General features: G+C 39.3%; 27 protein-coding genes. 19 read left to right on the top strand and 8 right to left on the bottom strand.

Going from position 1 to position 25,328, the window contains the following annotated elements:
* Positions 1–82: 82 nt before the first annotated feature.
* The 13 genes from phnM to ABDZ72_RS14460 all read left to right on the top strand — a co-directional run bounded on the left by phnM (position 83) and on the right by ABDZ72_RS14460 (position 12,358).
* Positions 83–1,264, top strand: coding sequence for a phosphonate metabolism protein PhnM (gene phnM, locus ABDZ72_RS14085; RefSeq protein ID WP_343754275.1), 1,182 nt, complete (start codon positions 83–85; stop codon positions 1,262–1,264).
* 18 nt (positions 1,265–1,282) lie between these two features.
* Positions 1,283–2,008 (top strand): phosphonate C-P lyase system protein PhnL, encoded by a 726-nt coding sequence (gene phnL, locus ABDZ72_RS14080; RefSeq protein ID WP_343754273.1) that lies wholly within the window; start codon positions 1,283–1,285, stop codon positions 2,006–2,008.
* On the top strand, positions 1,998–2,819 hold the full coding sequence (locus tag ABDZ72_RS14075) for a PHP domain-containing protein (RefSeq protein WP_343754271.1): 822 nt from the start codon (positions 1,998–2,000) through the stop codon (positions 2,817–2,819). Before phnL ends, ABDZ72_RS14075 begins: the two co-directional genes overlap by 11 nt.
* A 63-nt stretch (positions 2,820–2,882) precedes the next feature.
* On the top strand, positions 2,883–3,920 hold the full coding sequence (locus ABDZ72_RS14070) for a PhnD/SsuA/transferrin family substrate-binding protein (protein ID WP_343754269.1): 1,038 nt from the start codon (positions 2,883–2,885) through the stop codon (positions 3,918–3,920).
* An 88-nt stretch (positions 3,921–4,008) separates the two neighbouring features.
* Positions 4,009–4,773 carry a phosphonate ABC transporter ATP-binding protein gene (phnC, locus tag ABDZ72_RS14065; RefSeq protein WP_343754267.1) on the top strand — a complete coding sequence of 255 codons (765 nt, stop codon included), beginning with the start codon at positions 4,009–4,011 and terminating at the stop codon, positions 4,771–4,773.
* Positions 4,774–4,786: 13 nt separating this feature from the next.
* The gene (locus ABDZ72_RS14060; RefSeq protein ID WP_343754265.1) at positions 4,787–5,572 is read left to right on the top strand and encodes a PhnE/PtxC family ABC transporter permease; all 786 of its coding nucleotides are present in this window, start codon (positions 4,787–4,789) and stop codon (positions 5,570–5,572) included.
* Positions 5,572–6,411 (top strand): ABC transporter permease subunit, encoded by an 840-nt coding sequence (locus tag ABDZ72_RS14055; RefSeq protein WP_343754263.1) that lies wholly within the window; start codon positions 5,572–5,574, stop codon positions 6,409–6,411. The genes ABDZ72_RS14060 and ABDZ72_RS14055 overlap by 1 nt, the downstream gene beginning before the upstream one ends.
* A 781-nt stretch (positions 6,412–7,192) precedes the next feature.
* The gene (locus ABDZ72_RS14050; protein ID WP_425542392.1) at positions 7,193–8,296 is read left to right on the top strand and encodes an ABC transporter substrate-binding protein; all 1,104 of its coding nucleotides are present in this window, start codon (positions 7,193–7,195) and stop codon (positions 8,294–8,296) included.
* Complete coding sequence (locus ABDZ72_RS14045) at positions 8,286–9,119, top strand: alkaline phosphatase family protein (RefSeq protein ID WP_343754261.1); 834 nt, start codon at positions 8,286–8,288, stop codon at positions 9,117–9,119. The genes ABDZ72_RS14050 and ABDZ72_RS14045 overlap by 11 nt, the downstream gene beginning before the upstream one ends.
* 42 nt (positions 9,120–9,161) lie before the next feature.
* Positions 9,162–10,004: an ABC transporter permease gene (locus ABDZ72_RS14040; protein WP_343754259.1), complete on the top strand. Its 843-nt coding sequence runs from the start codon at positions 9,162–9,164 to the stop codon at positions 10,002–10,004.
* A complete protein-coding gene (locus ABDZ72_RS14035) occupies positions 10,001–10,804 on the top strand; it encodes an ABC transporter permease (protein ID WP_343754257.1) in 804 nt (267 codons plus the stop codon). The genes ABDZ72_RS14040 and ABDZ72_RS14035 overlap by 4 nt, the downstream gene beginning before the upstream one ends.
* Positions 10,805–10,860: 56 nt before the next feature.
* Positions 10,861–11,880, top strand: coding sequence for an ABC transporter ATP-binding protein (locus ABDZ72_RS14030; RefSeq protein WP_343754255.1), 1,020 nt, complete (start codon positions 10,861–10,863; stop codon positions 11,878–11,880).
* Between the two features lie 394 nt (positions 11,881–12,274).
* The gene (locus tag ABDZ72_RS14460) at positions 12,275–12,358 is read left to right on the top strand and encodes a putative holin-like toxin (protein ID WP_425542391.1); all 84 of its coding nucleotides are present in this window, start codon (positions 12,275–12,277) and stop codon (positions 12,356–12,358) included.
* Positions 12,359–12,887: 529 nt separating this feature from the next.
* On the opposite strand, the gene ABDZ72_RS14025 is transcribed toward ABDZ72_RS14460, so the two are convergent.
* The 6 genes from ABDZ72_RS14025 to ABDZ72_RS14000 form a co-directional block, all read right to left on the bottom strand.
* Positions 12,888–13,580: a response regulator transcription factor gene (locus ABDZ72_RS14025; protein ID WP_343754253.1), complete on the bottom strand. Its 693-nt coding sequence runs from the start codon at positions 13,578–13,580 to the stop codon at positions 12,888–12,890.
* Positions 13,581–13,731: 151 nt separating this feature from the next.
* Entirely contained in the window at positions 13,732–14,388 is a 657-nt protein-coding gene (gene phoU / locus ABDZ72_RS14020; RefSeq protein ID WP_343754251.1) for a phosphate signaling complex protein PhoU, read from the bottom strand.
* A 20-nt stretch (positions 14,389–14,408) separates the two neighbouring features.
* On the bottom strand, positions 14,409–15,230 hold the full coding sequence (gene pstB, locus ABDZ72_RS14015) for a phosphate ABC transporter ATP-binding protein PstB (protein ID WP_343754249.1): 822 nt from the start codon (positions 15,228–15,230) through the stop codon (positions 14,409–14,411).
* A gap of 16 nt (positions 15,231–15,246) precedes the next feature.
* Positions 15,247–16,125 (bottom strand): phosphate ABC transporter permease PstA, encoded by an 879-nt coding sequence (gene pstA / locus ABDZ72_RS14010; protein WP_343754247.1) that lies wholly within the window; start codon positions 16,123–16,125, stop codon positions 15,247–15,249.
* A gap of 1 nt (position 16,126) precedes the next feature.
* Positions 16,127–17,053: a phosphate ABC transporter permease subunit PstC gene (gene pstC / locus ABDZ72_RS14005; RefSeq protein WP_343754245.1), complete on the bottom strand. Its 927-nt coding sequence runs from the start codon at positions 17,051–17,053 to the stop codon at positions 16,127–16,129.
* A 194-nt stretch (positions 17,054–17,247) separates the two neighbouring features.
* Positions 17,248–18,258, bottom strand: a complete 1,011-nt coding sequence (locus ABDZ72_RS14000) for a PstS family phosphate ABC transporter substrate-binding protein (protein WP_343754243.1) — start codon at positions 18,256–18,258, stop codon at positions 17,248–17,250.
* Positions 18,259–18,604: 346 nt separating this feature from the next.
* Between ABDZ72_RS14000 and ABDZ72_RS13995 the strand changes: the two genes are divergently transcribed.
* From ABDZ72_RS13995 to ABDZ72_RS13980, 4 genes are all read left to right on the top strand, one after another.
* Positions 18,605–19,099 (top strand): YncE family protein, encoded by a 495-nt coding sequence (locus ABDZ72_RS13995; RefSeq protein ID WP_343754241.1) that lies wholly within the window; start codon positions 18,605–18,607, stop codon positions 19,097–19,099.
* A gap of 216 nt (positions 19,100–19,315) precedes the next feature.
* Positions 19,316–20,143 carry a COG4315 family predicted lipoprotein gene (locus ABDZ72_RS13990; protein WP_343754239.1) on the top strand — a complete coding sequence of 276 codons (828 nt, stop codon included), beginning with the start codon at positions 19,316–19,318 and terminating at the stop codon, positions 20,141–20,143.
* A gap of 140 nt (positions 20,144–20,283) precedes the next feature.
* Positions 20,284–20,856 (top strand): RNA polymerase sigma factor, encoded by a 573-nt coding sequence (locus tag ABDZ72_RS13985; RefSeq protein WP_343754236.1) that lies wholly within the window; start codon positions 20,284–20,286, stop codon positions 20,854–20,856.
* The gene (locus ABDZ72_RS13980) at positions 20,840–21,568 is read left to right on the top strand and encodes an anti-sigma factor domain-containing protein (protein WP_343754234.1); all 729 of its coding nucleotides are present in this window, start codon (positions 20,840–20,842) and stop codon (positions 21,566–21,568) included. Before ABDZ72_RS13985 ends, ABDZ72_RS13980 begins: the two co-directional genes overlap by 17 nt.
* Positions 21,569–21,835: 267 nt before the next feature.
* On the opposite strand, the gene nadX is transcribed toward ABDZ72_RS13980, so the two are convergent.
* Together nadX and ABDZ72_RS13970 are read right to left on the bottom strand one after the other, a co-directional pair.
* On the bottom strand, positions 21,836–22,615 hold the full coding sequence (gene nadX / locus ABDZ72_RS13975; protein WP_343754232.1) for an aspartate dehydrogenase: 780 nt from the start codon (positions 22,613–22,615) through the stop codon (positions 21,836–21,838).
* 61 nt (positions 22,616–22,676) lie between these two features.
* Entirely contained in the window at positions 22,677–22,817 is a 141-nt protein-coding gene (locus ABDZ72_RS13970; protein WP_343754230.1) for a hypothetical protein, read from the bottom strand.
* Between the two features lie 312 nt (positions 22,818–23,129).
* On the opposite strand from ABDZ72_RS13970, the gene nadC reads away from it, so the two are divergent.
* A complete protein-coding gene (gene nadC, locus ABDZ72_RS13965) occupies positions 23,130–24,008 on the top strand; it encodes a carboxylating nicotinate-nucleotide diphosphorylase (RefSeq protein ID WP_343754228.1) in 879 nt (292 codons plus the stop codon).
* Positions 23,998–25,008, top strand: a complete 1,011-nt coding sequence (locus tag ABDZ72_RS13960; RefSeq protein ID WP_343754226.1) for a TAXI family TRAP transporter solute-binding subunit — start codon at positions 23,998–24,000, stop codon at positions 25,006–25,008. Before nadC ends, ABDZ72_RS13960 begins: the two co-directional genes overlap by 11 nt.
* Positions 25,009–25,328 lie beyond the last annotated feature (320 nt).

The following is a 25,328-nucleotide window of genomic DNA, read 5'->3' as shown; positions in this document are numbered from 1 at the left end:
GCTTCAATAAATCAAAAGAAATCGGGAGAAAAACGAAGGAATTCCAAGAAAACATTAATTTATTGAGGGAGGCATGGACACGGTGTACATTGTTCATAATGGAAAGATTATAGCAGAAGAAGCAATTATATACGATCATGCGATTTTGGTTTATAGGGAAATAATTCAAAAAGTCATTCCTGAAGCGGAAATAACCAATCATCCTGACGCAACGCTTATTGATGCTCGAGGAGGTTATATTGCACCAGGATTTATCGACATCCATTCTGATTATATCGAAACGATCGCTTCACCCAGACCGACATTGCTTATGGATTTCAATATGAGTTTGCGAGAAGCAGAAAAAATATTAATCAGCCATGGAATAACAACGATGTTTCATTCACTTTCGTTTTATAAAGACGATGCATTCTCACACAGCCCGATCCGTGATCCGGAAAATGTGCAGAAAATGGTGGATGCCATTGATGCAACGCACAATGAACTGCACCTTATTAGGCACCGTCTGCATGCACGTTTTGAAATTGATAACATTGAGCAAGTAGATTGTTTAGTCCAAAACATCAAAGACGATAAAGTCCACTTACTATCATTTATGGATCATACACCAGGGCAGGGGCAGTATCGAAACCTGGAAGCATACGGGGAAACATTAAAAGGTTATCACAATTTAACCGACGATGATGTGCAAACGATTATTCTGGAGCAGCAAAATACAGAAGTTATGACCATTGCCAAAATGAAAGAAATTGTGGATATTGCGAACGATAAAGGCATTGCAGTTGCATCACATGATGATGATGAAATTCAAAGGCTTGAATTAGTCAAAGACATCGGAATAACGGTTAGTGAATTTCCGATCACCATGGATGTAGCTAAAAAAGCGACAGAAATGGGGTTATTTACGATTGCCGGAGCTCCAAATGTTTTACTTGGTGGTTCGCACTCGGGAAATTTAGCCTCTGCTGAAGCTGTAAAGCATCAATGTGTCGATATTCTTTGCAGTGATTATTATCCCTCAGCTTTACTTCATGCAATATTTGAATTAAGTGATCATCATGGCAATGATTTGCATGACATGTTTACGAAAGTAACCCTTAATCCGGCCAAAGCTGTACGAATGGATGACGAAATTGGCTCGATTAAATCAGGAAAAAAAGCTGACCTAATTGTTATTGAAAGAATGGAGGATGGATATCCGATGCTGACAAAAACAATGGTCAACGGCTCCTTAATAACGAGTACAAATTATCGCACGAAATAAAAAGGAGGAGTGCTAAACATGCCTATGTTGGATGTAAAGGATTTTGGCAAACGATTTACGATCCACCATTTAGAAAAAACGATGCAAGCTGTCGAAGATATTAACTTTTCCATCGAACCGGGTAATTTTATCGGAATCATCGGAAAAAGCGGCAGTGGTAAATCAACTGTTTTAAAAAGTATATATCGTTCCTATTTACCTGATACCGGGATTTTGTATTATCATTCCGAACGTTTTGGTTATATCGATTTAGCAACAGCCACCGAACGTCAAGTTCTGTACTTACGTAAATATGAAATTGGTTATGTATCACAATTTTTAAATGTAATGCCAAGAAGAACGGCCAGGGAACTCGTACAACATGCATTGTTGGAAATGGGCGTGTCTGAAGGAATCGCACGTCTTGAAGCAGAAAAAGCATTACATCATTTTGAACTTGATCGTAAACTGTGGGACACCTTTCCAAATACCTTTTCTGGCGGAGAAAAACTGCGATTAAATATTGCGATGGCTACGGTGAAAAAGCCACGATTATTACTGCTCGATGAACCAACAGCAAGCCTAGATGAGCAATCGAAAGAAAAAGTGCGTGACATCATTAAAAAGTTAAAAGCAAATGGAACGACGTTAGTTGGGATTTTTCATGACATCGCATTTATGGACGGTCTGTGTGATAAAGTTTTTAACATTAAACAAAAACAATTACATGCTAAACAGATAGGTGGTGCTACACATGAAAGCTGATTTACATGTTCACAGCCATTACTCGGATGGTTCTGATTCGGTGAAAACAGTCATGAAAAAGGCAAGCGAAAATGGGGTAACCCAAATCAGTTTTGTTGATCATGATACCGTAAGCGGGATGCCTGAAATGATCAGACTTGGAAATATATTCGGCATAACCGTTATCCCCGGCATCGAAATATCAGCGTTTGATTTTAAACGAAATCGGAAAGTACATGTACTTGGCTATGATTATCGCCCTAAAGCAACAAACATAAAGAGCGCATGCAAGAAGATCCTTTACAGGCGGCAGGCCTATTCGTTGGATCAAATTGAAAAACTGAAAGCTGCCGGGTATGAGCTGGATATTGATGCGATTGTTGAATCGGCAAAACCAAGTACCACCATCTATAAGCAACATATTATGAAACAATTAACGGATGAACCCTACACATCGCCAGAATATAAACAGCTTTATCAGCAATTGTTTAAAGGAAATGGGGTTGCCGCTGGTGATATCACCTATATTGATGCATTTGAAGCAGTGCAGGCAATTGCAGCTGACGGGGGGATTCCGGTTGTCGCACATCCTGGTCAACTGGACTCCTATGCCATCATTCCCGAGCTTGTCGAAGCAGGATTGGCAGGGATCGAACGAAACCATCCAGACCATGGACCGGACGATTATAAGCGGGTGGAAGACTTGGCGAACGCATATAACCTGATCATGACTGGCGGTACAGATTATCATGGCACTTTTGGAGAAGCAATTGAAGTGGGGGATATTACCAGTTCTTCTAGCTTGGGAAAAACTAAAAGCTCACTTATATAGTGAGTAGACGTAAAAAATTGTTTACGACAATTAATTTATAAATCTGAGAGAGGAGAGTTCATAATGAAAAAGCAGTTATATTTTGTTGTTTTACTTATTATAGCAGCATTAGCCTTATCCGCTTGTTCGGAAGGCAGTACGGAAGAGGCATCAAACGCGGATGATGTTATTGATATCGTTTGGTATCCGAATGAATCTGCATCAGATTTGAAATCTTCTCGTAAGGCAATTGGTAAAATGATTGAGGAGGAAACAGGTAAGAAAGTTGAGCATCATTTAACGACGGACTATGCCATAGCGATTGAGACAATAACGAATGGAAATGCAGACATCGCCTATATGGGTGCCCAAGGTTATATTGAAGCTAAAAATAAAAATGATACCATCCAGCCGCTAGCTGTATCTACTGGACCATCTGGCACACTGGAAGATGCTGTATATCATAGCTGGTTAGCAGTAAATACGGATGACCAGGAAAAATACAAGAAAGACGGTGCTTATTCACTCGATACAATTGAAGGTAAAAAATTCTCGTTTGTATCCAACAGTTCAACATCAGGATTTAAAGTGCCTTCTGCCAGAATTATTGGTCACTTTAGCGAAAAAGAAAAATATACGGACTTGACCGAGGAAGACTTAATGCAAGGCGGATCTCTGTTTTCACAAGTGTTATTTGGCAATTCCCACCAAGGCTCAGCGGTTAACTTATTAACAGGAAATGCTAATGTTGCTGCCTTTTGTGATGTATGTGTAGAAAACTATGTTGAAGTTACAGAAGGAAAAGAAAATACAGTAGGAGCTGTTTACAAAGTAAGCGACGATGCGGCCGAACCTTTTAATAAAGTTGCTGGTAGCACGTTTACCTTAATGGATGTTACACCGGTATTAAACGCTCCAATTGCAGCTAATATGGATGCGTTAGGAAAAGCAGATTTTGATACGTTACAAAAGCTGTTCACATCTGACAAAATGGCAAACAACGAAGACATCTTCGTTCCTGAAGATTCCGGAAAATCTGGTTTATTCTTTAAGACAGACAAAGAAAGATTTGCAGAAGTAGACGACTCATGGTTTGATCCCATTCGCGAGCTTTCGAAGTAATCGTTTATTTAGAAAAGTAATGTAGTGTATGCATGTTTGTCCATGCATGCACTTATTCTTACAAATCCCAACAAAAAGGAGAATGTTTATGACATTGTTAGCTCTTGAAGGGTTGGCAAAAACATATGACTCGGAAACAAACGTACTAGAAGATATTAATTTTCAAGTAGAAGCGGGAGAATTTGTTTCGATTATTGGACCATCTGGTGCAGGAAAATCAACACTTTTACGCTGTATCAATCGAATGGTTGACATAAACGAGGGAATCGTACACTTCGAAAATACCAATATAGGCTTGCTGAAGAAAAAGGAATTGCGCAAACTGCGTACAAACATTGGCATGATTTTTCAGCATTACAATCTCGTGCCTCGGCTGCCGGTTATTGAAAATGTCCTTCATGGACGTTTTGGATATAAAACGATGATGCAAGGACTTCTTTCCCAATTTACCGAGAAGGAGAAAAGGCAGGCCTTCTTTCTATTAGAAAAGCTAGGCATTGCAGAACATGCGTATAAACGTTGTGATCAGTTGAGTGGCGGACAGCAGCAGCGAGTGGGGATTGCGCGTGCACTTATTCAAGATCCAAAACTCGTCCTTTGTGATGAACCGATAGCTTCACTTGATCCGAACGCTTCTCAAGTGATAATGGACCATCTTAAATCGATCACCTCTGAGTTGAATATTACGTGTTTAGTAAACTTGCATCAGGTAGAAGTTGCACAAAAATATTCAGATAGAATTATCGGTTTAAATGAAGGAAAAATCATCTTTGATGGACCAAACCACTTGGTTACAAAGGATCGTATAAACCATATATATGGTACAGAATCAAAAAAATTAATCACGGTGTAAGGAGTTATATAACGTGAATGAAAAATTAATGAATAGGCGTAAATGGAATAAAACCATTTTTCTTTTTATCATCATCGTCATTACGTATTTATCAGCAGACATCACGAATTTTAGCTTTATTCACGGAATTACTGCTTTTCCAGAAGCTATGGGATGGATTTTTTCCAACTTATTTATAACACAGGAATCACTTGAAAAGCTTCCAACCATTTTAGAAAAATTAAATGAGACGATTTTTATGTCGATTGCAGCTACGACAACGGCGGCTGTTTTTTCCTTGTTTTTAGGAATTATGGGATCGAAGGCAACGAAGGTTAATAGCTTTTTAAGTGTGTTATCCCGTTTTATTGCCTCTACTGCAAGAAATATTCCAGTGGTTGCCTGGGCATTGATTCTCCTGCTTTCATTTGGACAAAATTCCATCACAGGCTATTTAGCATTATTCGTGGGAACGGTCGGATTTTTAACAAGAGCATTTATTGAGGCTATTGATGAATCAAGCCAAAGTGCTGTTGAGGCATTAACGGCCACAGGTGCTACCTATGCCCATATAGTAAATAAAGCTGTTATTCCAGAGAGCTTGCCGCAAATAATCAGCTGGATTTTATTCATGATCGAAACGAATATCAGAAGCGCCACATTAGTGGGCATATTAACTGGGACAGGGATCGGCTATATCTTTGATTTATATTACAAAACGTTGGATTATAATGCAGTGGCACTTGTGACATTCAGTATTGTTATTTCCGTTATTATCATTGAGCTGATTTCAAACTATATACGGAAGGTGATCCTATAATGCAAGCCCTGTCAACAACAAGTCATATAAAAAGAACAAAACGCGGACGCATTACGATAAAATCCGGTAGTAAAGCGAAACGTGTAATCCAATGGACCATTTTGCTATTTATCGTTTCAACCGTTATGGCGTTTATGTTCTTTGATTATACTGGACTCGATATCATAAGCGCTATAACAGAAACGGCTTATAATCTAAAAGTTATGTTTCTTGAGCCTGCTTTAAGTCATTTCACATGGGCAGAAGCATTTTATCAGGTTGGCATTACCCTTGGATTAGCTGTTTTATCGACTGTTCTTGGAGCTGTTATTGCTTTTGTCTTGGCGTTAATGGCCGCAACGAACTTATCGAAGGAATGGGTATCAAAATCAGTACGAATAATAGTTGCCTTTATTCGTGCGGTTCCAACTGTTTTATGGGTGTTAATCTTTGCAATAGCAGCCGGCTTAGGAAGTGAGGCTGCAGTACTTGGGATGCTTTTTCATTCGGTTGCCTATTTAGTTAAAGCATTCTCAGAAGCTATCGAGGAAATAGATGCAGGCGTTTTAGAAGCACTGCGGGCAACTGGTTCCAGCTGGTGGCATATTGTCACGCATGCCGTTTTACCATCAACGTTTACATACTTATTATCATGGACATTTCTGCGATTCGAAATCAACTTTTCCGTAGCCGTAGCAATGGGAGCAGCAGCTGGTGCAGGCGGGATCGGTTTTGAATTGTTTATGGCGTCCGAATTCTATTTTGATCTGAGCGAAGTAGGTTTTATAACGTACGCTATTTTAATCATAGCGATCATGTTAGAGATATTATCGACTCGATTAAAAAATCGTTATTTGTAAGACCGACGGGTTACTTACTTGTAAATCGGCGTAAGCGAACACAATGTTGAAAAAAGTGTTTATATATCAGTAGGAACCAGGCGTTATGGCGCTGTGGACGGTACATAGGTGCGTGCAAATGCGTGCATTCATAGTGTTAGGAAATACAATAAAGAGAAAGAAGATAACAGGATTCATTTAGTCTAGACACGGATAAATGCATGCTTGAGCTGTATGTTTCTTAGGGGTAAGGAGATAACAAGCAATATCCTTACCTATCCGACAAAATCTATAAATAATTTCAAAGGCCTACCTAATGCTAAGCCTAATTTTTTACTTATAACATCAATAAATTAGGCTTTTTTTATTTGTTTTCTTAATGTTGTAAAAATGTATTTTTCTGGCGCTACCCCAAAAGAATTCCATGATTATGATCATAAAAAGTATAAGAGAACGAAACATGTTTTTGATAAAGAAAAAAATTGGTATAGCACAACTAGGGAAAGTGAAACAAGGTTTATATTGTTTTTATCATCAAATGGAAAGGTCTGGTATTAAAGAAATTATTAAAGCAATTAAAATCATTTAAAACCTAGTAATTTGAGACATTGAATAACTTTGTATTTGTCTATAACAATGGACTTACAGAATTAGAATTATTAAATAATCAAACCAAGCATAGTGCTTTTACTTCGCCATAAAATTTACAGTTTCTTTATATTGATTTTACAGGAAGTTAATAAATGATTGCTATAATGAAACCAAGAAAAAATCAAAAACACAAGGAGGGGTTTAAGTGAATATTTTGAGCAAAAAAAAATTCGCTTCTGTTATTATTTTAGGCACAAGTATTATCGGATTGTCTGCTTGTGGGGCCGAAGACACAACAAATGGTTCATCCATCGAGGACCCCAATTCTTTATCCTTAGAAGAAATTGAAGAAAAAGCAAAAGAAGAAGGGGCAGTTAATAGTGTTGGTATGCCAGATACGTGGGCTAACTGGGAAGAGACGTGGAAGGAGCTGTCAGAGGAATACGGATTAGAACATACAAATACCGATATGTCCAGTGCGGAGGAAATTTCTAAAATGGAAACAGAAGGAGAAAACGCGACAGCTGATATTGGGGACGTGGGCATTTCTTTTGGGCCGATTGCTGAAGAAAAAGCTATCACAGTGCCTTATAAAACCTCTTATTGGGATGAGATTCCAGATTGGGCCAAAGATGATGACGGCGATTGGATGGTTGGTTATCAAGGAACGATTGCTTTTGCCACAGATAAAGAACAGGTAGAAAACGTGCCGTCCTCATGGGAAGATTTACTTGAAGGAGATTATACCGTGAATATCGGAGATGTGCAGACGGGGACTCAGGATCAGATGGCGGTACTTGCCGCAGCACTCGCGTTCGGTGGAGATGAAACGAACTTGCAGCCAGGACTTGATTTCTTTGCGGAATTGGCGAAGCAAGGCAGGTTAAATACAGCTAATAATAACAATGTTTCCGGAATGGAAAAAGGTGAGATGGAAGTTGGGATTATGTGGGATTTTAATGCTTTAGGCTATGCGAATGAGATAAATGCGGAGCGATTTGAGGTTACGATTCCAGAGGAGGCTTCTGTGGTCAGTGGATATGCGACGATTATTAATAAATATGCCAACAATCCGCATGCAGCAATGTTAGCAAGAGAATACATTTTAAGTGATGAAGGGCAAATCAATCTTGCAAAAGGATATGCCCGTCCAATTCGTGATTCTGTTGAACTGCCAAAAGAAGTAGCAGAGAAAATGGTTCCAGAAGAGCAGTATGAAAATGCTGTGCCGGTAAGTGATAACGATGCCTGGGAAGAAACAGCAAAAGATTTACCAAGATTATGGAAAAGTGAGGTTCTTGTTCATGTCGAATAAACTAATTGTCGTGATGGTAGATGGTATGAGGAATGATTTGGCAAGTGAAAATCTTGGTTATATCGAGCATTTAGTGGATACAGGAAAAGCGACACGAAGTCAGATTAAATCAGAGTTGCCAAGTTTATCCCGTCCATTGTATGAAGTGTTATTGAGTGGAACGCCGAGTTCAGTCAATGGAATTAGTTCCAACGGTCCGGTGAGGTTGTCTGAACAGGAAAACCTCTTTCATTTGACGAAGAAACATGGACTAGTCAATGCAACGGCCTCTTATTACTGGGTCAGTGAACTATATAATCAGGCCCCATTTGATTTCTTTCATGATAGAGAACAAGTAAAGTCGGAAAACACGATACAATATGGGAAATTTTATTGGGAAGATGATTATCCGGACAGCCATCTATTCATGGATGGCGAAATATTAAGACAGCAAGTGCATCCTGACTTTTTATACATCCATTCTATGAATGTAGATGATACTGGGCATAAATTTGGAGGTGATTCAAAAGAGTACCGTGAAAAAATCTTGCGAGTGGATAATCATCTTTCTGAACTGATACCAGTTTGGCAAAACGATGGTTATCAGGTTGTCATTACAGCTGATCATGGGATGTCCAAATGGGGGCTGCATGGTGGAACAACTGATGAAGAACGAATGGTGCCGCTTTATATTATTAGTGACCAGGTAGAAAAAAATAGGTTCGAACCGGTTATACCGCAACTTCTTTTTGCGCCATTCATGTGCCGGTTATTGGGCATACCAACGTCAGAAGGAATGGAAAAGTTGCCAGAATCGGTAACAGCCATGCTAAAAGAGAAATAGAATGTCAGTTTCTTCGCTAGAAATGATAGGGAGGTATGATCATTGGCTCGCTTTAAACTATACCCATTACTCGGGCTACTACCGTTAGCCTTATTGGTGATTGGTTTTTTACTGACACCACTAGTGAATATGGTTTATCAAAGTTTCCAATCCAATGATGGCACCTTTGGCTTACAACAATATATCAGTATTTTTAGTGATCCCTTTTACCTTCAATCTATCAAAAACAGTTTGATGATTTCCTTTATTTCCGCATCGATAGCGATTGTTATTGCAGCTGTAGGTGGATATTCGATTTCAAGATTGGCCAGTCGGAAGAACAAGATTATGGTGATGATTACCAATATGACTTCATATTTTGAAGGGATTCCGTTAGCTTTCTCGTTTATTATTCTGTTGGGGAATAATGGATTATTCACGCTGCTTTTTTCACAGCTGGGATTGAATGTGTTCCAGGCATTTGATTTATATTCGTGGATTGGTTTGATTGTTGTTTATATATACTTTCAAATTCCATTTGCGATGATGCTTTTATTGCCGACTTATCAAGGACTGAAAGAGGATTGGCGATATGCTTCAAATTTGCTGGGAGGCAGTAACTTATCTTATTGGCTTCATATTGGTCTTCCAATTTTAATGCCGGGCATCATTGGGACGTATACAATTCTTTTTGCCAATTCGTTGGGAGCCTATGCGACGGCCTATGCTATGGTTGGTTCCACGTATAATCTATTGCCGCTGCAGATTGGTTCATTAATTGCGGGAGATGTATTTTTACAGCCGAATTTAGCCAGTGCACTCGGTGTAACATTGGCATTGATTATGCTCCTTGCCCTGTGGGTGAATGGACGCATTATGCGGAAAGTCAGGAGGGATTTAAAGTGACAGGAAGGTTGAAACACATCGCCATTGTTTCAGTATTAGCGGCCTACCTTTTACTTCCACTGATTGGGACATTACTTTACTCGCTGGCAGGTAAATGGAGCACTACCATTCTTCCGGAATCTTGGACGTTATCATGGTATGCGACTCTTTTTCAGGACACGCACTATTGGGAAGCATTATCTCGATCAGTTTTTGTCATTACATTCTCGGTTGTTTTAACTATAGTTGTGATGCTCCTTGCGATGTTCGTTGTCGTCATTTACTTCCCAAATAAGGAAAAGTATCTTAAACTGATCTCCATGATTCCATACGGTGTACCAGGAGTGGTGTCGGCCATCGGGTTACTGAACATTTATTCTTCTAGCAATATTTCCATTATAGGGACCCCGTGGATATTGATTGGGTCCTATGCAATTCTCATTATGCCGTTTGTTTATCAAGGCATTCGCAACAGTCTGTATACAGTCAATACCACAGAGCTGATCCAGGCAGCAGAGATACTGGGGGCAACCAAGACAAGGGCCGTGTTCTCTGTCGTGCTGCCTAACATCATGAAAGGGGTGCTTTCTGCGGTACTTCTTTCGATCGCGATGTTATTTGGGGAGTTTGCTTTGGCTAATTTATTGGTTGGAGGCCAGTATGAAACGCTGCAAATTTATTTGTACCAACAATTGAGTAAAAATGGCCATTTAACGAGTGCAATTGTTATTTCGTATTATGTCATAATTATGATTGTGACTGGGTTGCTTATCCAATTCCAACAGCCCGGGAGAAGGAAGAAAAAGCGCTCTCTTAAATAACATGTTTCTGCACGTCATAAATATATCGTTCAAAAACAGCAAATAGAAGGTGACATATGAGTTATGTAAATTTATCATCTGTAAAGAAACAGTATGGAGATAAGTCCGTTTTAAATAATATTTCATTCGCAATTAAAAAAGGTGAGTTTATTACGTTGCTAGGACAAAGCGGGTGCGGAAAAAGTACATTGCTACGTTCCATTGCTGGAATTGTTAACATCGATGACGGTGCAATTTCTGTGAGTGATAAAGATATTACAAATTTGCCATCGAGAAAAAGGGAAATTGGCATGGTGTTTCAATCATATGCATTATTTCCAAATATGACCGTTACTCAAAATATCGGCTTTGGAATGAAAATGAAACGGTTGAGAAATAGGAAACAGGAAATAGAGAAGATGATTAAATTAATAGGATTAGACGGGGTGGAAAATCATTATCCGCATGAGTTGTCAGGTGGACAGCAGCAGCGCGTGGCACTTGCCCGGGCATTAATTTTAAAGCCGAAAATCCTGTTGCTCGATGAACCATTAAGTGCCCTGGATGCAAAAATCCGAAAATCTCTGCAGACCGAAATCAAGCGGATCCAGCGAGAGATGAACATCACGACAATTTTTGTAACTCATGATCAAAAAGAAGCAATGGTATTAAGTGATCGAATTTATGTGATGAACAAAGGTGTTATCGAACAAGCTGGTACACCAGAAACAATTTATACACGACCCGAAAACAAATTTGTTGCCGGGTTTATTGGTTCCTATAATATTTTAACAAATTCGGAATTGAAACACTGTGTAAAAGAAGAATTTGATATCAATTCACCAGACATCGCCATTCGTCCGGAAAGTATAACGATGTACACGAAAAATTCAAAACCTGGCAGTCATAATGGGAGTTATACTTCAGAAGGGAAAATTCGCATGAAAACGATTAGCGGAAGTGTTGTTAGTTATCAAATACAAGTAAAAACAAAGCATATTCAAGTAGATCAATTGTTTCAGGGTGAGAATCATTTAAATGAAGGAGATGCAGTTGATTTGGTGATCCCGAAGCAGGATTGTATACCGCTTGAATAAAAGGTAAGAGACCATATTCTTTCTTGCTTCCCTTGGCGTACCATAGTCCTTTAAATCGACCTTTTTCGTATTTGAGGCTGTGCAAGGTTAGGCAAATATTTAATGATCCGCTCGAAGTTTATGGAGAGATTAAAAATCCGCCCAGTAATAAAGATGGTTATGTTCACAAGTATTATTTAACAGACGAAGCAAAGGGATTGATTGAAGTATTGACAGGATGAAAATAATGCTTTGTAAACACAATACGTGAGTAGTTGCAAATAAATAGAAAAAGGTTAATTACCTGTAAGAATTTACTCATATGCTCCAATAAGTCGGGAATATTTGATAGAATAGGGGTAGTGTAATAAGGCTTTTTCATGGGTGGTGGCTCACTTTCCCTTAAAAGGGGGTGATGCCTATGACATTATTTGAGACCATGATTCTAATGATCTCGTTCGGAACATTGATCGTTGGGATAATGTCAAACAAAAAATAACCACCCTTAGCCTGCGCAAACGTTTAGGGTAGTTATTTCATAACTCCTTACGTGAGCCGCCCCTTTGAAGGGCTATTACACGTTGGGCTGAATGGTGTTGGCGCACCGTTCAGTCTTTATTATTGTATGACTTTCTACTTACATTATACCTCATTTTTGTTATTTGTTAAACATTTTACTCAACATTAAGCGGTGAACCCGCACAACTACAGTTGCCGATACGAAATTATAAGTAACCAGTAACATTTAATCCCGATATTATGGCAGTTCGTATCTGGTCGTTTAATTTAATGAGAATGAGTTCTTTCTTGTTATTTATGAAAGAAGAAAAATCAAAGGTTATGCGTTAACCTCTCCACAAGGGGATCACGATATAATTGATTATAAAGAGACTTAATTAAAGACCCAAGTAAACAATGATTTTTCCGATTTGAGATGTTAATGGCATTACAATTGTGCCAATTCCCATCAAAACAAAAAATAACTACTGCAATGTAAGTGAAGAATAATCAAGAATTTGATGAACTCATTAAGAGGGCTCTTCCATCTTATATCCAAGTCCATGGATCGTTTTGATATAAACAGGGTGTTTCAGATCAGGTTCAATCTTATCTCTTAAATGACTGACATGAACATCGACAACTCTCGTATCTCCTACAAAGTCATCATCCCATACAGCAATCAACAATTGATCTCTCGACAAAACCTTGCCTTTATGTTTAGCTAAATAGAAAATTAATTCAAATTCTTTCCTTGTAAATTGTAAAGTTTTTCCATTAATCGTTACTTCATACTGTTCCGGAAAAATAGTTAAGTCAGCAATACGTATAGTCGTTTCGTTGACAACCTCTTTTTTATTAGTTCTCCGTAGGATTGCCTTTATTCGGGCAACCACTTCCTTTGGACTAAATGGCTTGGTCAAGTAATCATCTGCACCTAATTCCAGTCCCAGCACTTTGTCAAGCTCATCACCTTTAACTGTAAGCATAAGAATGGGTGTATCAATTTTTGTTTGTCTTAATTGTTTGCATACTTCTGTTCCATCTAATCCGGGAAGCATTATATCCAGAATGATTAAATCAAAAGAAATACTGGTTGCTTTTTCTAATCCACTTGTTCCTGTATACGCAACTTCGGTCTCAAACCCCGCTTGTTCAACATTGTACTTTAATAAAGTTACTATTGACTCTTCATCGTCCACTATCAGTACTTTTTGACGCATATTACACACCCTTTACAGTATGTATGTTCCACCGTATAATGAAAAAGTGACTTTGTGCATAATTAGTTTATAAACAATTGGCAAACGGTATAAATTAGCCTGTATTGATAAAGTACAATACAGGTTTTTTCATTTGTCAGGATTCAATAATTTAGTTTAGTTTATACGTTTTACCTTTCACGAGATATAAAATGTTTTCACCGATATTTGTGATATGGTCAGCGAATCGTTCAATGTAACGGGCACTGAAAGCCATTTGCATCACATATTGGATTTTCTCTTGGTTTGTGGCCGTTTCATTTAAAATGTCCTTAATAATTAACTCATATAATCGATCCACGTTATCATCCATTTTCGACAGCTTACCGGCTATCGAGATATCTTCATATTCGAATGCTTTCATTGCAATGGTGTTCATTTCAACTGCCATATCCCGAATTTCTTTTATTTTTGGATGAACCGTCAGGCGATGATCTTCCCCTAAATGAAGTGTTGATTTGGCTATATTTTTCGCATTATCAGCCATCCGTTCAACATCGGTTGTTATTTGCAATGCTATCACTAACCGCCGTAAATCCGTTGCAACCGGCTGCTGTTTTGCAATCAATAAAATCGTTTGATCATTTATGGCAAGTTGCTGTTTGTCGATCGCTTTATCGTCATCAATAAGATTTCTTGCTAATTCCAGATCCTGGTTATACAATGTATCAACTGCTTTATTCAAAGCTCTCACTGAGGTATTTGACAATGATATGATGTCTTCCTTTAATTTTTTTAAATCCGTCTCAAACTGCTCTCGGGTAACCATTAAAACTCCCCCTTTAAAATTTATCCGAAGCGGCCGGTAATATAGTCTTCAGTACGCTTGTCATCAGGATTTGAGAAAAGTGCATCTGTGTTGTTGTATTCGATGACCTCCCCATTCAAGAAAAACGCCGTTTTATCTGAAATTCTCGCAGCCTGTTGCATGTTATGCGTGACAATAGTGATACTGTAGTCCTTTTTAAGATTTTGCACCAGTTCTTCAATTTTGGTGGTAGATATAGGGTCTAATGCTGAGGTCGGTTCATCCATCAAAATGACATCAGGTTCAATGGCAAGACATCTGGCAATGCAAAGACGCTGTTGTTGACCGCCTGACAATCCGAACGCATTCTCATGCAGCCGATCCTTCACTTCATCCCATAAAGCTGCTTCTTTGAGGCTTTTTTCAGCAATCTCATCAAGGACCTTTTTTTTCTTAATACCATGCGTTTTTGGCCCGTAGACAACATTTTCGTAAATCGATTTTGGAAAAGGGTTTGGATTTTGAAATACCATACCGACACTTGTTCTTAAATCTTCCACTTTATATTTTGAACTAAAAATATCTTTATCATTATATTTAATGGTTCCGTTCATTTTAACAGACGGTACCAACTCAACCATTCGGTTTAAAGCTTTGATAAATGTCGACTTCCCACAACCGGATGGTCCAATAATCGCTGTCACTTTATTCATGGGGATAGCCATGTTCACTTCATAAAGCGCCTGATTGTCGCCATACCACAAATTAAAGTTGTCCACCTCGTAAATTGTTTTCGTTTCTTCCTTAATCGGTTCGTTCGTATTGATGATTGATACTTGTTTACGATTTGTTGCTGTATTCATGATAAAAACCTCCCAGTTAGTAGCGTTTTGAAAATTTACTTCGTATTAAAACAGCAATGGAATTCATAAGAAGCAATATAATTAGCAAAACAATGATGCCAGCTGATGCCACCAAATGGAATTCTTCCTGTGGTCTTCCGGTCCAGTTGAATATCTGTATTGGCAACACCGTAAAACCGGACCAAATGTTTTCAGGCAAGTAAGCAATGAACGATAACGCTCCTATCATCAATAATGGAGCCGTTTCTCCAATTGCCCGGGATAATGCCAAAATACCACCTGTTAATATACCGGGGATGGCCGCCGGCAGTACAATTCGGCGGATGGTTTGCCATTTTGTAGCTCCCATCGCATACGAAGCTTCATACTGATTTTTTGGGATGGCCCTTATTGCTTCCTGAGAAGAAACCACTATAATCGGAAGTATTAATAGACTCATTGTCAGGCCGCCAGCTATAATACTTCTGCCCATCTCCATTAATCGAACAAAGACAGTCAACCCCAGCAGACCAAACACAACCGATGGTACACCTGCAAGGTTTGAAATATTCATTCGAATAAACTGTGTAAATTTATTTTCTTTGGCATATTCTTCAAGATAGATAGCTGTTCCGACTCCAAGCACCAGCGATATTGGAGCAGTTACTGCCATCAACCAGACAGAGCCTGCAATTGCTGCTTTTATACCAGCTTCCTCAGGGAAACGCGAGGCAAAATTCGTAAGAAAACGCCAATCCAAATATGGCAGACCTTCCGAAAATATACGATATAACAATATGGCAAGGACAACGATGCCGAATGCTGAAGCCAAAAAGAACATCTGGCGCATAATCCGGTTGCTGATGATCCGTTTATTCATTTTATTTTGAACAACTTTTTTATCGACCAGATTCATGTTAGTAATCCTCCTTGAAACGACTGGAGATGTATTGTGACAGGAGATTCATAATCAGAGTGAAAACAAACAATGTCATACCCACCGCATATATGCTGTAATAGGTGGTGGACCCATATGAGGCATCACCCAGTGTTACCTGAACAATATAACCGGTCATTGTCTGTATCGATTCCGTGACATCGGTCGTAAGTTTTGGTGTTGAGCCGGCAGCTACAGAAACAATCATTGTCTCACCAATGGCGCGGGATGTCCCCAGCAAAAATGAGGCTATGATACCAGACAATGCTGCTGGAACAACTACTTTTAGAGCCACTTCCAATCGTGTGGATCCCAACGCCAAAGCGCCTTCCCTCATGTGATTAGGTACGGAACTCATCGCATCTTCCGAGAGAGATGCAATCATCGGGATAATCATAATACCTACAACAATCCCAGGGCTGAGTGCGTTGAAAATAGGCAAGTCATCGATGGCGAGCTGTAGCATTGGTGTCACAAAGGTCAAGGCAAAGAAACCATAGACAATTGTCGGGATCCCGGCCAGGATTTCCAGAATAGGCTTAACAACTTTTCGCACTTTAGGTGGTGCAAATTCACTTAAGTAAATTGCTGAAGCCATACCAATCGGTAGCGCCACAATCATTGCAATAACTGTTATCAACAATGTGCCGGAGATTAACGGAAGAATCCCGTAGCTGGCATTTTCACCAAACGGCCACCATTCAGTTCCTGTAATAAATTCTGTAAATGATACACGGTTGAAAAACGTGATGGTTTCGACTAATAACGTAAGAATTATACCAATCGTTGTCAGAACAGATATAATCGCACACAGCAAAAAAAACGCTGGTACAAGCTTCTCCAAAATACGGAGAAAATGCTGGTTTGACTTCTTCTCATTCATTATTTCTTTAACATTGACCGCCATGACAATACTCCTCTTTTATATACTGGACAGCACCGTATGATAACCAGCGGGCTTATCAATGAGTATCTGCCCTCTATGTTTGCAGCTTGGATTCTCATTACATGTTACGAAAGAGTAAGCTGAGGAAAGTGAGGAAAGTCTGTCAGTTCTTCCCTCACCATGCATTAGTCAATTGGGACCCGGTAACATGCAGCTTATTTCCCTGCGATTTCATCAAGTTTATTTAGCGCTTCTTCATAAGCACTCTCAGGTTTTGCAACATACCCAACTGATTTCGCCATTGCCCCTGCATTTTCCAATGCATATTTTGCAAAGTTGTAAACTGACTCATTTTCCAGCGTTGAATGCTTGACATAAATGAATAATGGTCTTGCGAAAGGATTATATTCACCTGATTGAACAGTTTCCTGATTTGGTGTAACCGCTTTGCCACTATCATTTACAATTGGTACAGCTTTCAATTGGTCTTTGTTCTCAGCATAATAGGCATACCCGAAGTAGCTGATCCCATTTTTAGATCCTGTGACACCTTGTACAAGAACGTTATCATCTTCAGATAATGAAGCATCCTGACGAATACCGCCTTCTTCTCCAAAGACGACTTCACTGAAATAATCGAATGTACCTGAATCTGCTCCCGGGCTGTAAAATTGGATTTCTTCTTCCGGCCATCCTTCTCTGACATCAGCCCATGTCGTCACATCACTGTCTGCTGACCATAGTTTATTCAATTCCTCGACTGTCAGCTGATCAACCCAGTCGTTTTCTTTGTTGACGACGATGGTCAACCCATCAAGGGCTACTTCAAATTCAGTGTAGTCAATACCTGCTTCTTCAAGTGCCGCTTTTTCTTCATCTTTAATGGGACGAGACGCATTTGAAATGTGCGTTTCACCAGCAGCAAATTTTTCAAAGCCGCCCCCGCTGCCGGAAGTACCAATGTTAACGCGGGCATCCGGGTTTTCTTTTTGATATTCTTCAGCAATAGCTTCCATTATAGGAAATACAGTGGATGATCCATCGACTACAACTTCTGTAGTCTCACTTTCTGAAGCACTATTACCTTCTTCACTCGTGTTTTGTTCAGTGTTGCTACTTGCCTCTTCATCTCCACCTTCTTCACTGTTCTCTGTGTTATTGCATGCCGCTAAAACAACCAACAGCAGAGACATTGCAGCTAATAGCAATAATAATTTTGATTTCATGCTTTTTGCCCCCTAATGATTAGCGTTTGTCAGAAAAGATGCTATGTTACCTTCCCTGCAAATCCTATAATAACGAACGAATGTTAACCGCCTATTAATTCAATGTAAATATTATGTAAAGATTGATGTGGGAAAAGTATAGTGGCATATTCGTGGTGGTGATCGATCAGATCAGGAGAAAGGCTCTGATAAAGTAAAAGAACAATTCGTTATAGCCAAAGCGTATGAACTTCAATTTAGGGAAATGTCTTATACCTTTGAAACATGGTTGAATTTTGTCTTGAGGCAAACTGGTCCCTATTCTTAATCGTTTCCTAGGATAAACGTTTTTCAAGGAGGCTTCATTATGGTTATTGATGTCGCTTCCAAAAAAGTGACCAATACAATCGATGGTGTTGAAGGAGTACCGCATAATTTAAACATTACCCCTGATGGGAATACATTACTCGTTACCTTAACACAAAACAATGAGCTCGGAGTCGTTGACCTAGATAAAGGTAAGATGACCACAACCATTACTGTTGGTACTGGCCATCATGTAGTGGACATTACGCCGGATGGGAAATATGCATACGTAGGAAATATTGGCGCAGATTTTGTATCTGTTGTGGATATTGCCAAACGAAAGGAAATGAAACAAATTAACGTTGGAATGGGACCACATGGTACAACCATTTCTAAAGATGGGGAAACCGTTTATACAGCAGTTACTAGTAAAGATCAGGTTGCTGTTATCGATCGTAAAAAAAATGAAGTCGTTAAACGAGTCGATGTTGATTCATTTCCGTTTTTCATTAGTACCTTGGAAATCGCAAGTGAAACGAAAAAGAAAAAGGAATGAGATGAAAAGCCATTATTTGTTGGTGTCATTGCAAACCAATAGATAATGGTTTTTTCTGTTGTGGTTATCGTTGCAGTAGGAAATCTCCTGCTACAATTTAGTGCGTACATGCCAGCATAAAATGAAGATGTTAATAATATTTTTTATTTTTTATCAAACCGTTCCTGGATTCTCGTCGTTACCTTATATAAAAGCAAGTAAGTAGGAGGGAGTAACATGAAAAAATGGATATTTTCCATAACAATTGTTGCATGCATACTTATACTGAGTGCATGTGGAAGTGATTCAGACTCACCATCTAAAGATGAAAACAACAGCAAAGACGAATCAGATACTACCGAAGAAACAAATGATGAAGGAGAAAGCAGTGCAAAAAGCCTACAATTACTGGAGGATCCTGATGCAGGCAAATACCTGGCAGATGAGGAAGGTATGACCCTTTATCTCTTCACAAAAGATGAAAAAGGCACAAGCAACTGCACCGGTGGTTGTCTGGAAAACTGGCCGGCGTTCACAGCAGAGGATGTCGACGTCCCTGAAGGTTATAACAAGGACGATTTTGATACGATAACACGTGAAGACACTGGTAAAGAACAAGTGACATACAAGGGTTATCCACTTTATTACTTTAAGAAAGACAAAGAAGAAGGCGATGTGAATGGTCAAGGCAAGAAAGATGTATGGTATGTTGCCAATGAAACGTCCATTAAGAATCATTTCCAAGACCGATCAACGTCACTTGAAAAAGGTGTTGACGACGTGCTGACCTCGCTTGAAGCGTTAAGCAGCACAGCTGAAGCCTCAGCTAATGATGTAGAAAAAGTAAACAGCAAAGGGAAAAACCTCTCAGAAAGTTGGGAGCCTATCGAGAAAAAGGTTGAAAAACGTGATGCAGAAGCTTATGAAAACATTGAAGAGAGCTTGTACCCACTCATAGACGAAGCACAAAAAGATAAGCCCGACATTGGGAAAATAAAAAAGTTGACAGAGGAGACCACAAACAAACTCACGGAATTTCAGAAGAAACTTGGTTCACCATCCTGAATCGACATTAAAAAGCACACCTTGATGGCTTTAAAGGAACGATCACACTGTGATGGTTCCTTTTCTTTTCATCGGATTGTATAATGTAATTAACATAAATGTAGTAGCAACGATGCGATGGAGAGGAGTGTCTGATAGTTGTGGAGGATCGAACGGATCTGGAACTAATCAACTTAGTAAAGCAAAAACACCGTCCTGCCTTAGAAGAAATTTACACGCGATATATTAAATTAATTTATAGTTTTGCATATAAATTCAGTCATGGAAACGAAGAAGATGCCAAAGAAATGGTTCAATTGACCTTTTTGAAGCTTTGGACGACCAAAAGTAGCTATGACCCCTCCCAAGGCAAGTTCGTTAATTGGTTGCTGACGATTGCAAGAAATGTATGTATCGACTATATCAGGAGGAAAAAAAAGGATGAACATACGAGTCATCACTATGATACCGACCGGACCCTGTATTTAGCAGATCCGAAAGACCATATAGAAGAATCCTTCCAACAAACAGAGATTGCCAAGGCGAAAAGCAGGTTATCCACGGAGCAAAGAAAATTGATTGATTTACTGTATTGGCGAGGATTCACGCTTATGGAGATAGCTGAGATGGAAAATACACCGGTAGGAACCATAAAAAGCAGACTTCACCAATCACTTAAACAACTAAAGAGACACTTGGAAAATGGAGGGTTCATAGATGGAAAGGAAATGTGAACACCTACTTTCTTACATGGCAAATACGCTTAGCGAGGCAGATAAAAATAAATTCGAGGCACATATGAAGAATTGTGACGCTTGCAGAAAAGAGTATGAGGAACTTAGTAAACCATGGGAAGCGTTGCAATTTGACTTTAAAGATCAGCACGTTCCGGAATCACTAAAGGAAGACGTGTTCAATTTTATCTTTGAAGATCAGGAAAAAGAACAAAAGCACACAATAAAAGACAGATTAAAAGCACGGGGAATCCAGCTTAAAAAGCAGTTTACACCATTGACATCGGGTCTTGTCATTCTTTTGTTTGCGGTTGCGGCTATTTTGACGTATGTAAATATACAGTCTGGGAGCCAACAACAAATCGCAAGCAGTCAACCAGCTAAAATTATGACGTCGCTCCATTTAACATCCGCTAACAGCCAAATGCATGACGCAGACGGTTATGCATACGTTGTACAACAGAACAACACTAAAAAGCTGATAGTTCAAGTCAATGGATTGCCTAAGTTGGAAGGTACAGAAACCTATCAAGTATGGCTGTTAAAAGATGGCAAACGTTTGAATGCAGGTATATTTAATACAAATGAATCTGGGTCGGGAGTGTTGACTCATACACTTTCCCAAGAAGAAGATTTTGACAAAATTGGTATTACAAAGGAGCCAAAACTGGATAATACCCAGCCGGAAGGAAAAAAAGTGGTGGGATCGTAAGACTGACATACAAAACTAAAGAATAGGTCTTAGACCGGGTGAAGGAATAACAAAAAGTGATTAATGAAGAAGCACCAGCTGAATTTATTCTTGGTTTTCGCGGCACAGCTGAAGAAACGCGTGGAAATGAAATTGGCTACAGTATAAAAGACAAGAGAATTGTATAAATAATGCCGGACTGCTCAAAAAACCAATCCGTTTAAGTGTTCTTAAAACGAGGATTGGTTTTTTATAAAGGTTAATACTGGCCACCCTTAGTAAATCGGGCTACCCTCCTAGTTTGATCCGCTTGGTCATGTGATCCAATGTCCCTAATACGCTCATTGCTGCCAGATGACTCGTTTTCGGATTTTCCGCGAGTGGGTTATTTGTCACCGATAAGGACGCAGATCCAAAACTACCCTCAATGTCAATGGTATGTATGTTGTTTTCGACGGTCGGATCGGCGATAATGGTCACATTCGTTTGCTCGATACCGACACCAGCAAGTGATAAAATAATTGACACGTTTATATTTTTTGGAAATTGCTTGATCGCTTCTGATGCATGTCCATCAAATACAACAACTTCTTTCGATACATATTCATCAATTAGTGTTTGGGCAGGCTTTCTGGTCGTTAACGATACAGAAGTGACCCCGCCGCATGTATGTGCATTTTGCAGAAGATCAAGTCCGCCTACCGCGCCCGTAGGTAAATGGATTGTCCGCTTGTAGGTTTCTGCCAGATCGTTCATTTTGTGGAGAAAGTCTTCATCGGCTAATGCTCCGATGCTGATTAAAACAACATCCTTCTCAGATAGAATTTTGGGAAACAAATCGTGAACAGCTGCAATATTTGCTGCTTCTACAACAATATCAATACCTGAGTCCAGAAATGCATCAAGACGATCAAATACCTTTATATTGAATTGATGTTCCAGATTTTGATATTTTATTTGATCCCGAACAAACACACTTTGGATCCGCATTTCGCCGACTCCATTGTGATTAATTTCTTTCATCAAAAAATTTCCTATTGCGCCTGCTCCAACTATTCCAATATTCATGGTAATCCTCCCTCGAAATTAATATTTCCTTAGGTCTTATTCGTCAGGTGGAGCCATTATGTCACTGATCTGCAGCCCCTTCCTCTTCTTTTTCATCCTCTTCACCCTTATTGTACTCAAAAACAGAAGCGTTGGCATCATATTTTTGATTGATTTTTCCTAAGTATTGAGTAGTTATATGTGTATCCCCTAAATCCTTCATGTTCTTCATTGACTGATAAGAAATGGCGTTATTTTATCATAGGATCTTCCCATCAGTTTTTAGAAAAAATAGTCTTGCCTTTATGTGATTTTTGTGTAAATATAGGCGTCAAGACATATGTAAATAATGTGTATATTACCTAGTGTTTATATCGTCGCGGACTTAAATGTATCGTCTGAATCTAGGATTTATCGGTCAAACCCACGATATTAGCCCAAACATTTAGAAATGAGTACTAGAGTTAACGGGCGTGGTCACTTAATATATCATAACATGTGAATTAATTCACAATTAATATAAGGAGCGATAAGCATGAACAAACTAAAATTACGTACATTACTGCAAAGCTTTTTACTTGAGGATATTGGCGATGCCGATTTAACAAGCCAGTCTATTTTCCCTTCAGATCAAATAGGAAAAGGGGTGTTTATCGCCAAGGAAGACGGTGTTGTTTCCGGGGTTTCCGTTATACAGGAAACTTATTGGCTTTTAGATTCCTCCATATCTGTACAATTATTTTTTCAGGATGGGGATAAGGTAAACACGGGAGACATACTTGCAGAGGTAAGGGGACCAGTCGCTCAGCTGCTTACAGGAGAGCGGGTAATTCTGAATGTTATGCAGCGTATGAGCGGAATTGCAACCTTAACTGCAAGGTGTGTACGGGAGTTAAATAATTCTTTCATTCAGATTTGTGATACACGAAAAACGATGCCAGGCTTGCGGATGTTTGATAAATATGCCGTGACATGCGGTGGAGGCAAGAATCACCGATTCGGTCTGGATCAAGGTGTCATGATCAAAGATAATCATATTTCATTTGCTGGTTCGATCCAAAAAGCTATTGAGCAGGCCCGGGAAAAGGTTGGTCATATGGTAAAAATCGAAGTGGAAACAGAGACAAAGGAAGAAGTATTGGCCGCAGTTGAGGCGGGGGCTGACATCATTATGTTTGATAATCGTTCTCCAGAGGAGGTAGAGGAATTCGGCCGACATGTACCAGAATCGATTATCACAGAAGCATCCGGCGGTATTACCTTGGATAATCTGGCAACCTACCGTGATTCAGGGGTTGATTATATTTCCTTAGGTTTTCTAACACATTCAGTAAAGGTTTTGGACATCGTTTTACACGTGCAACCCGGAGAAAACAAACAGACTTCACAAGGGGATGAAGCATATGTTTATTAAAAGGCTATTACTCGTGTTGCTCACACTTGTAACCCTCGCCGCATGTGAAACAAAAGATACAACTACATCCACGAATGATACTGGTGGTGAAAACAAGTCAATGCAAACCGGGATCATTGGTGGACGTACCGGGGGTGCCTGGTCTGTTTTCACAGAAGGAATAGCGGAATCCATTCGCCGGAATCACCCCACTTCTGTGATTACGGTAGAGCCAGGCGGAATAGTAGAAAACCCACCAACGGTTGGTACGAACACCATTCCGTATGGGATATCCTATACGATGACGGCTTATTCAGCTTACAGAGGTGAAAAACCATACGATCAAGCATATAAGGATATTCGGGCGGTAAGTGTCGTGATCCCTGCTAATTATTATCAATTAGTAGCCAGGGAAGAGCTGAAGTACGATTCACTGGAAGAAATCATCGAACATAAGGCACCTATCCATCTTGCTGTAGATCAGAAAGGCTCTGCAGGAGAGATCATCACGCGAAACTTTCTCAAGGAACATGGTGTAAGCTACGATGACATAATTGCCTGGGGTGGTTCCGTTGACCATTTTAGCGGAGCAAAAGCATTCGAATTAATGGCAGATAACCGTATTGATATGACAGGGGATGCCGTATCGGTTCCTTCCAGTGACATTATCCAAGCTAAAACTATGATAGATTTAAAAATGCTTACCTTAAAGAAAGATACCAGCAAGGCTGTCGCAGACCAACTCGGAATGTTATCAGGTACTATCGAAGCGAGCAGCTATGATTTTCAAAATAAAAATATAAATACCGTAAACACACCTGCCATTTTACTTGTCCATAAAGATGTACCTGAGGAAGAAGTGTACAAGGTAACAAAGGCAATCTATGAAAATCTGGATTATTTACGAACGGTACATGAGGAATTTAAAAATCTATCTGACGAAAATATGATGAATGTCGGTAAGGTTCCCTTGCACCCAGGTGCCAAGAAATTTTTCAAGGAAAAGCGTATCACGGAGTAGAAACAGACGATACAAACATAATGTTGTTTCAAATTAAGAGAGGGATACAGCATGAAGTTAAAAAACAAATGTACCAGCCTATTCCAAGGAGGGGGTAGACGTACACTCTTAGGTAAACAGTTCATACTATTTAATGTTATGGCAATTATTTTAGCTGTTTTCCAAATCTGGTCAGTTATCTGGGGAAAATTAAATCCGATAAATCAAATGGCTATTCACCTTGCACTTATTCTGGCTCTGACCTTTATAAGTCCGGTGAAAAAGTCAAATTGTACTAGGAATTTCATTGCTTTATGTCGAATATAGTCTATAGAACACTT

The sequence above is a fragment of the Lentibacillus halophilus genome (genome assembly GCF_039522485.1).
GTDB lineage: Bacteria > Bacillota > Bacilli > Bacillales > Amphibacillaceae > Lentibacillus > Lentibacillus halophilus.
This window is presented reverse-complemented; position numbering and strand designations above follow the sequence as displayed.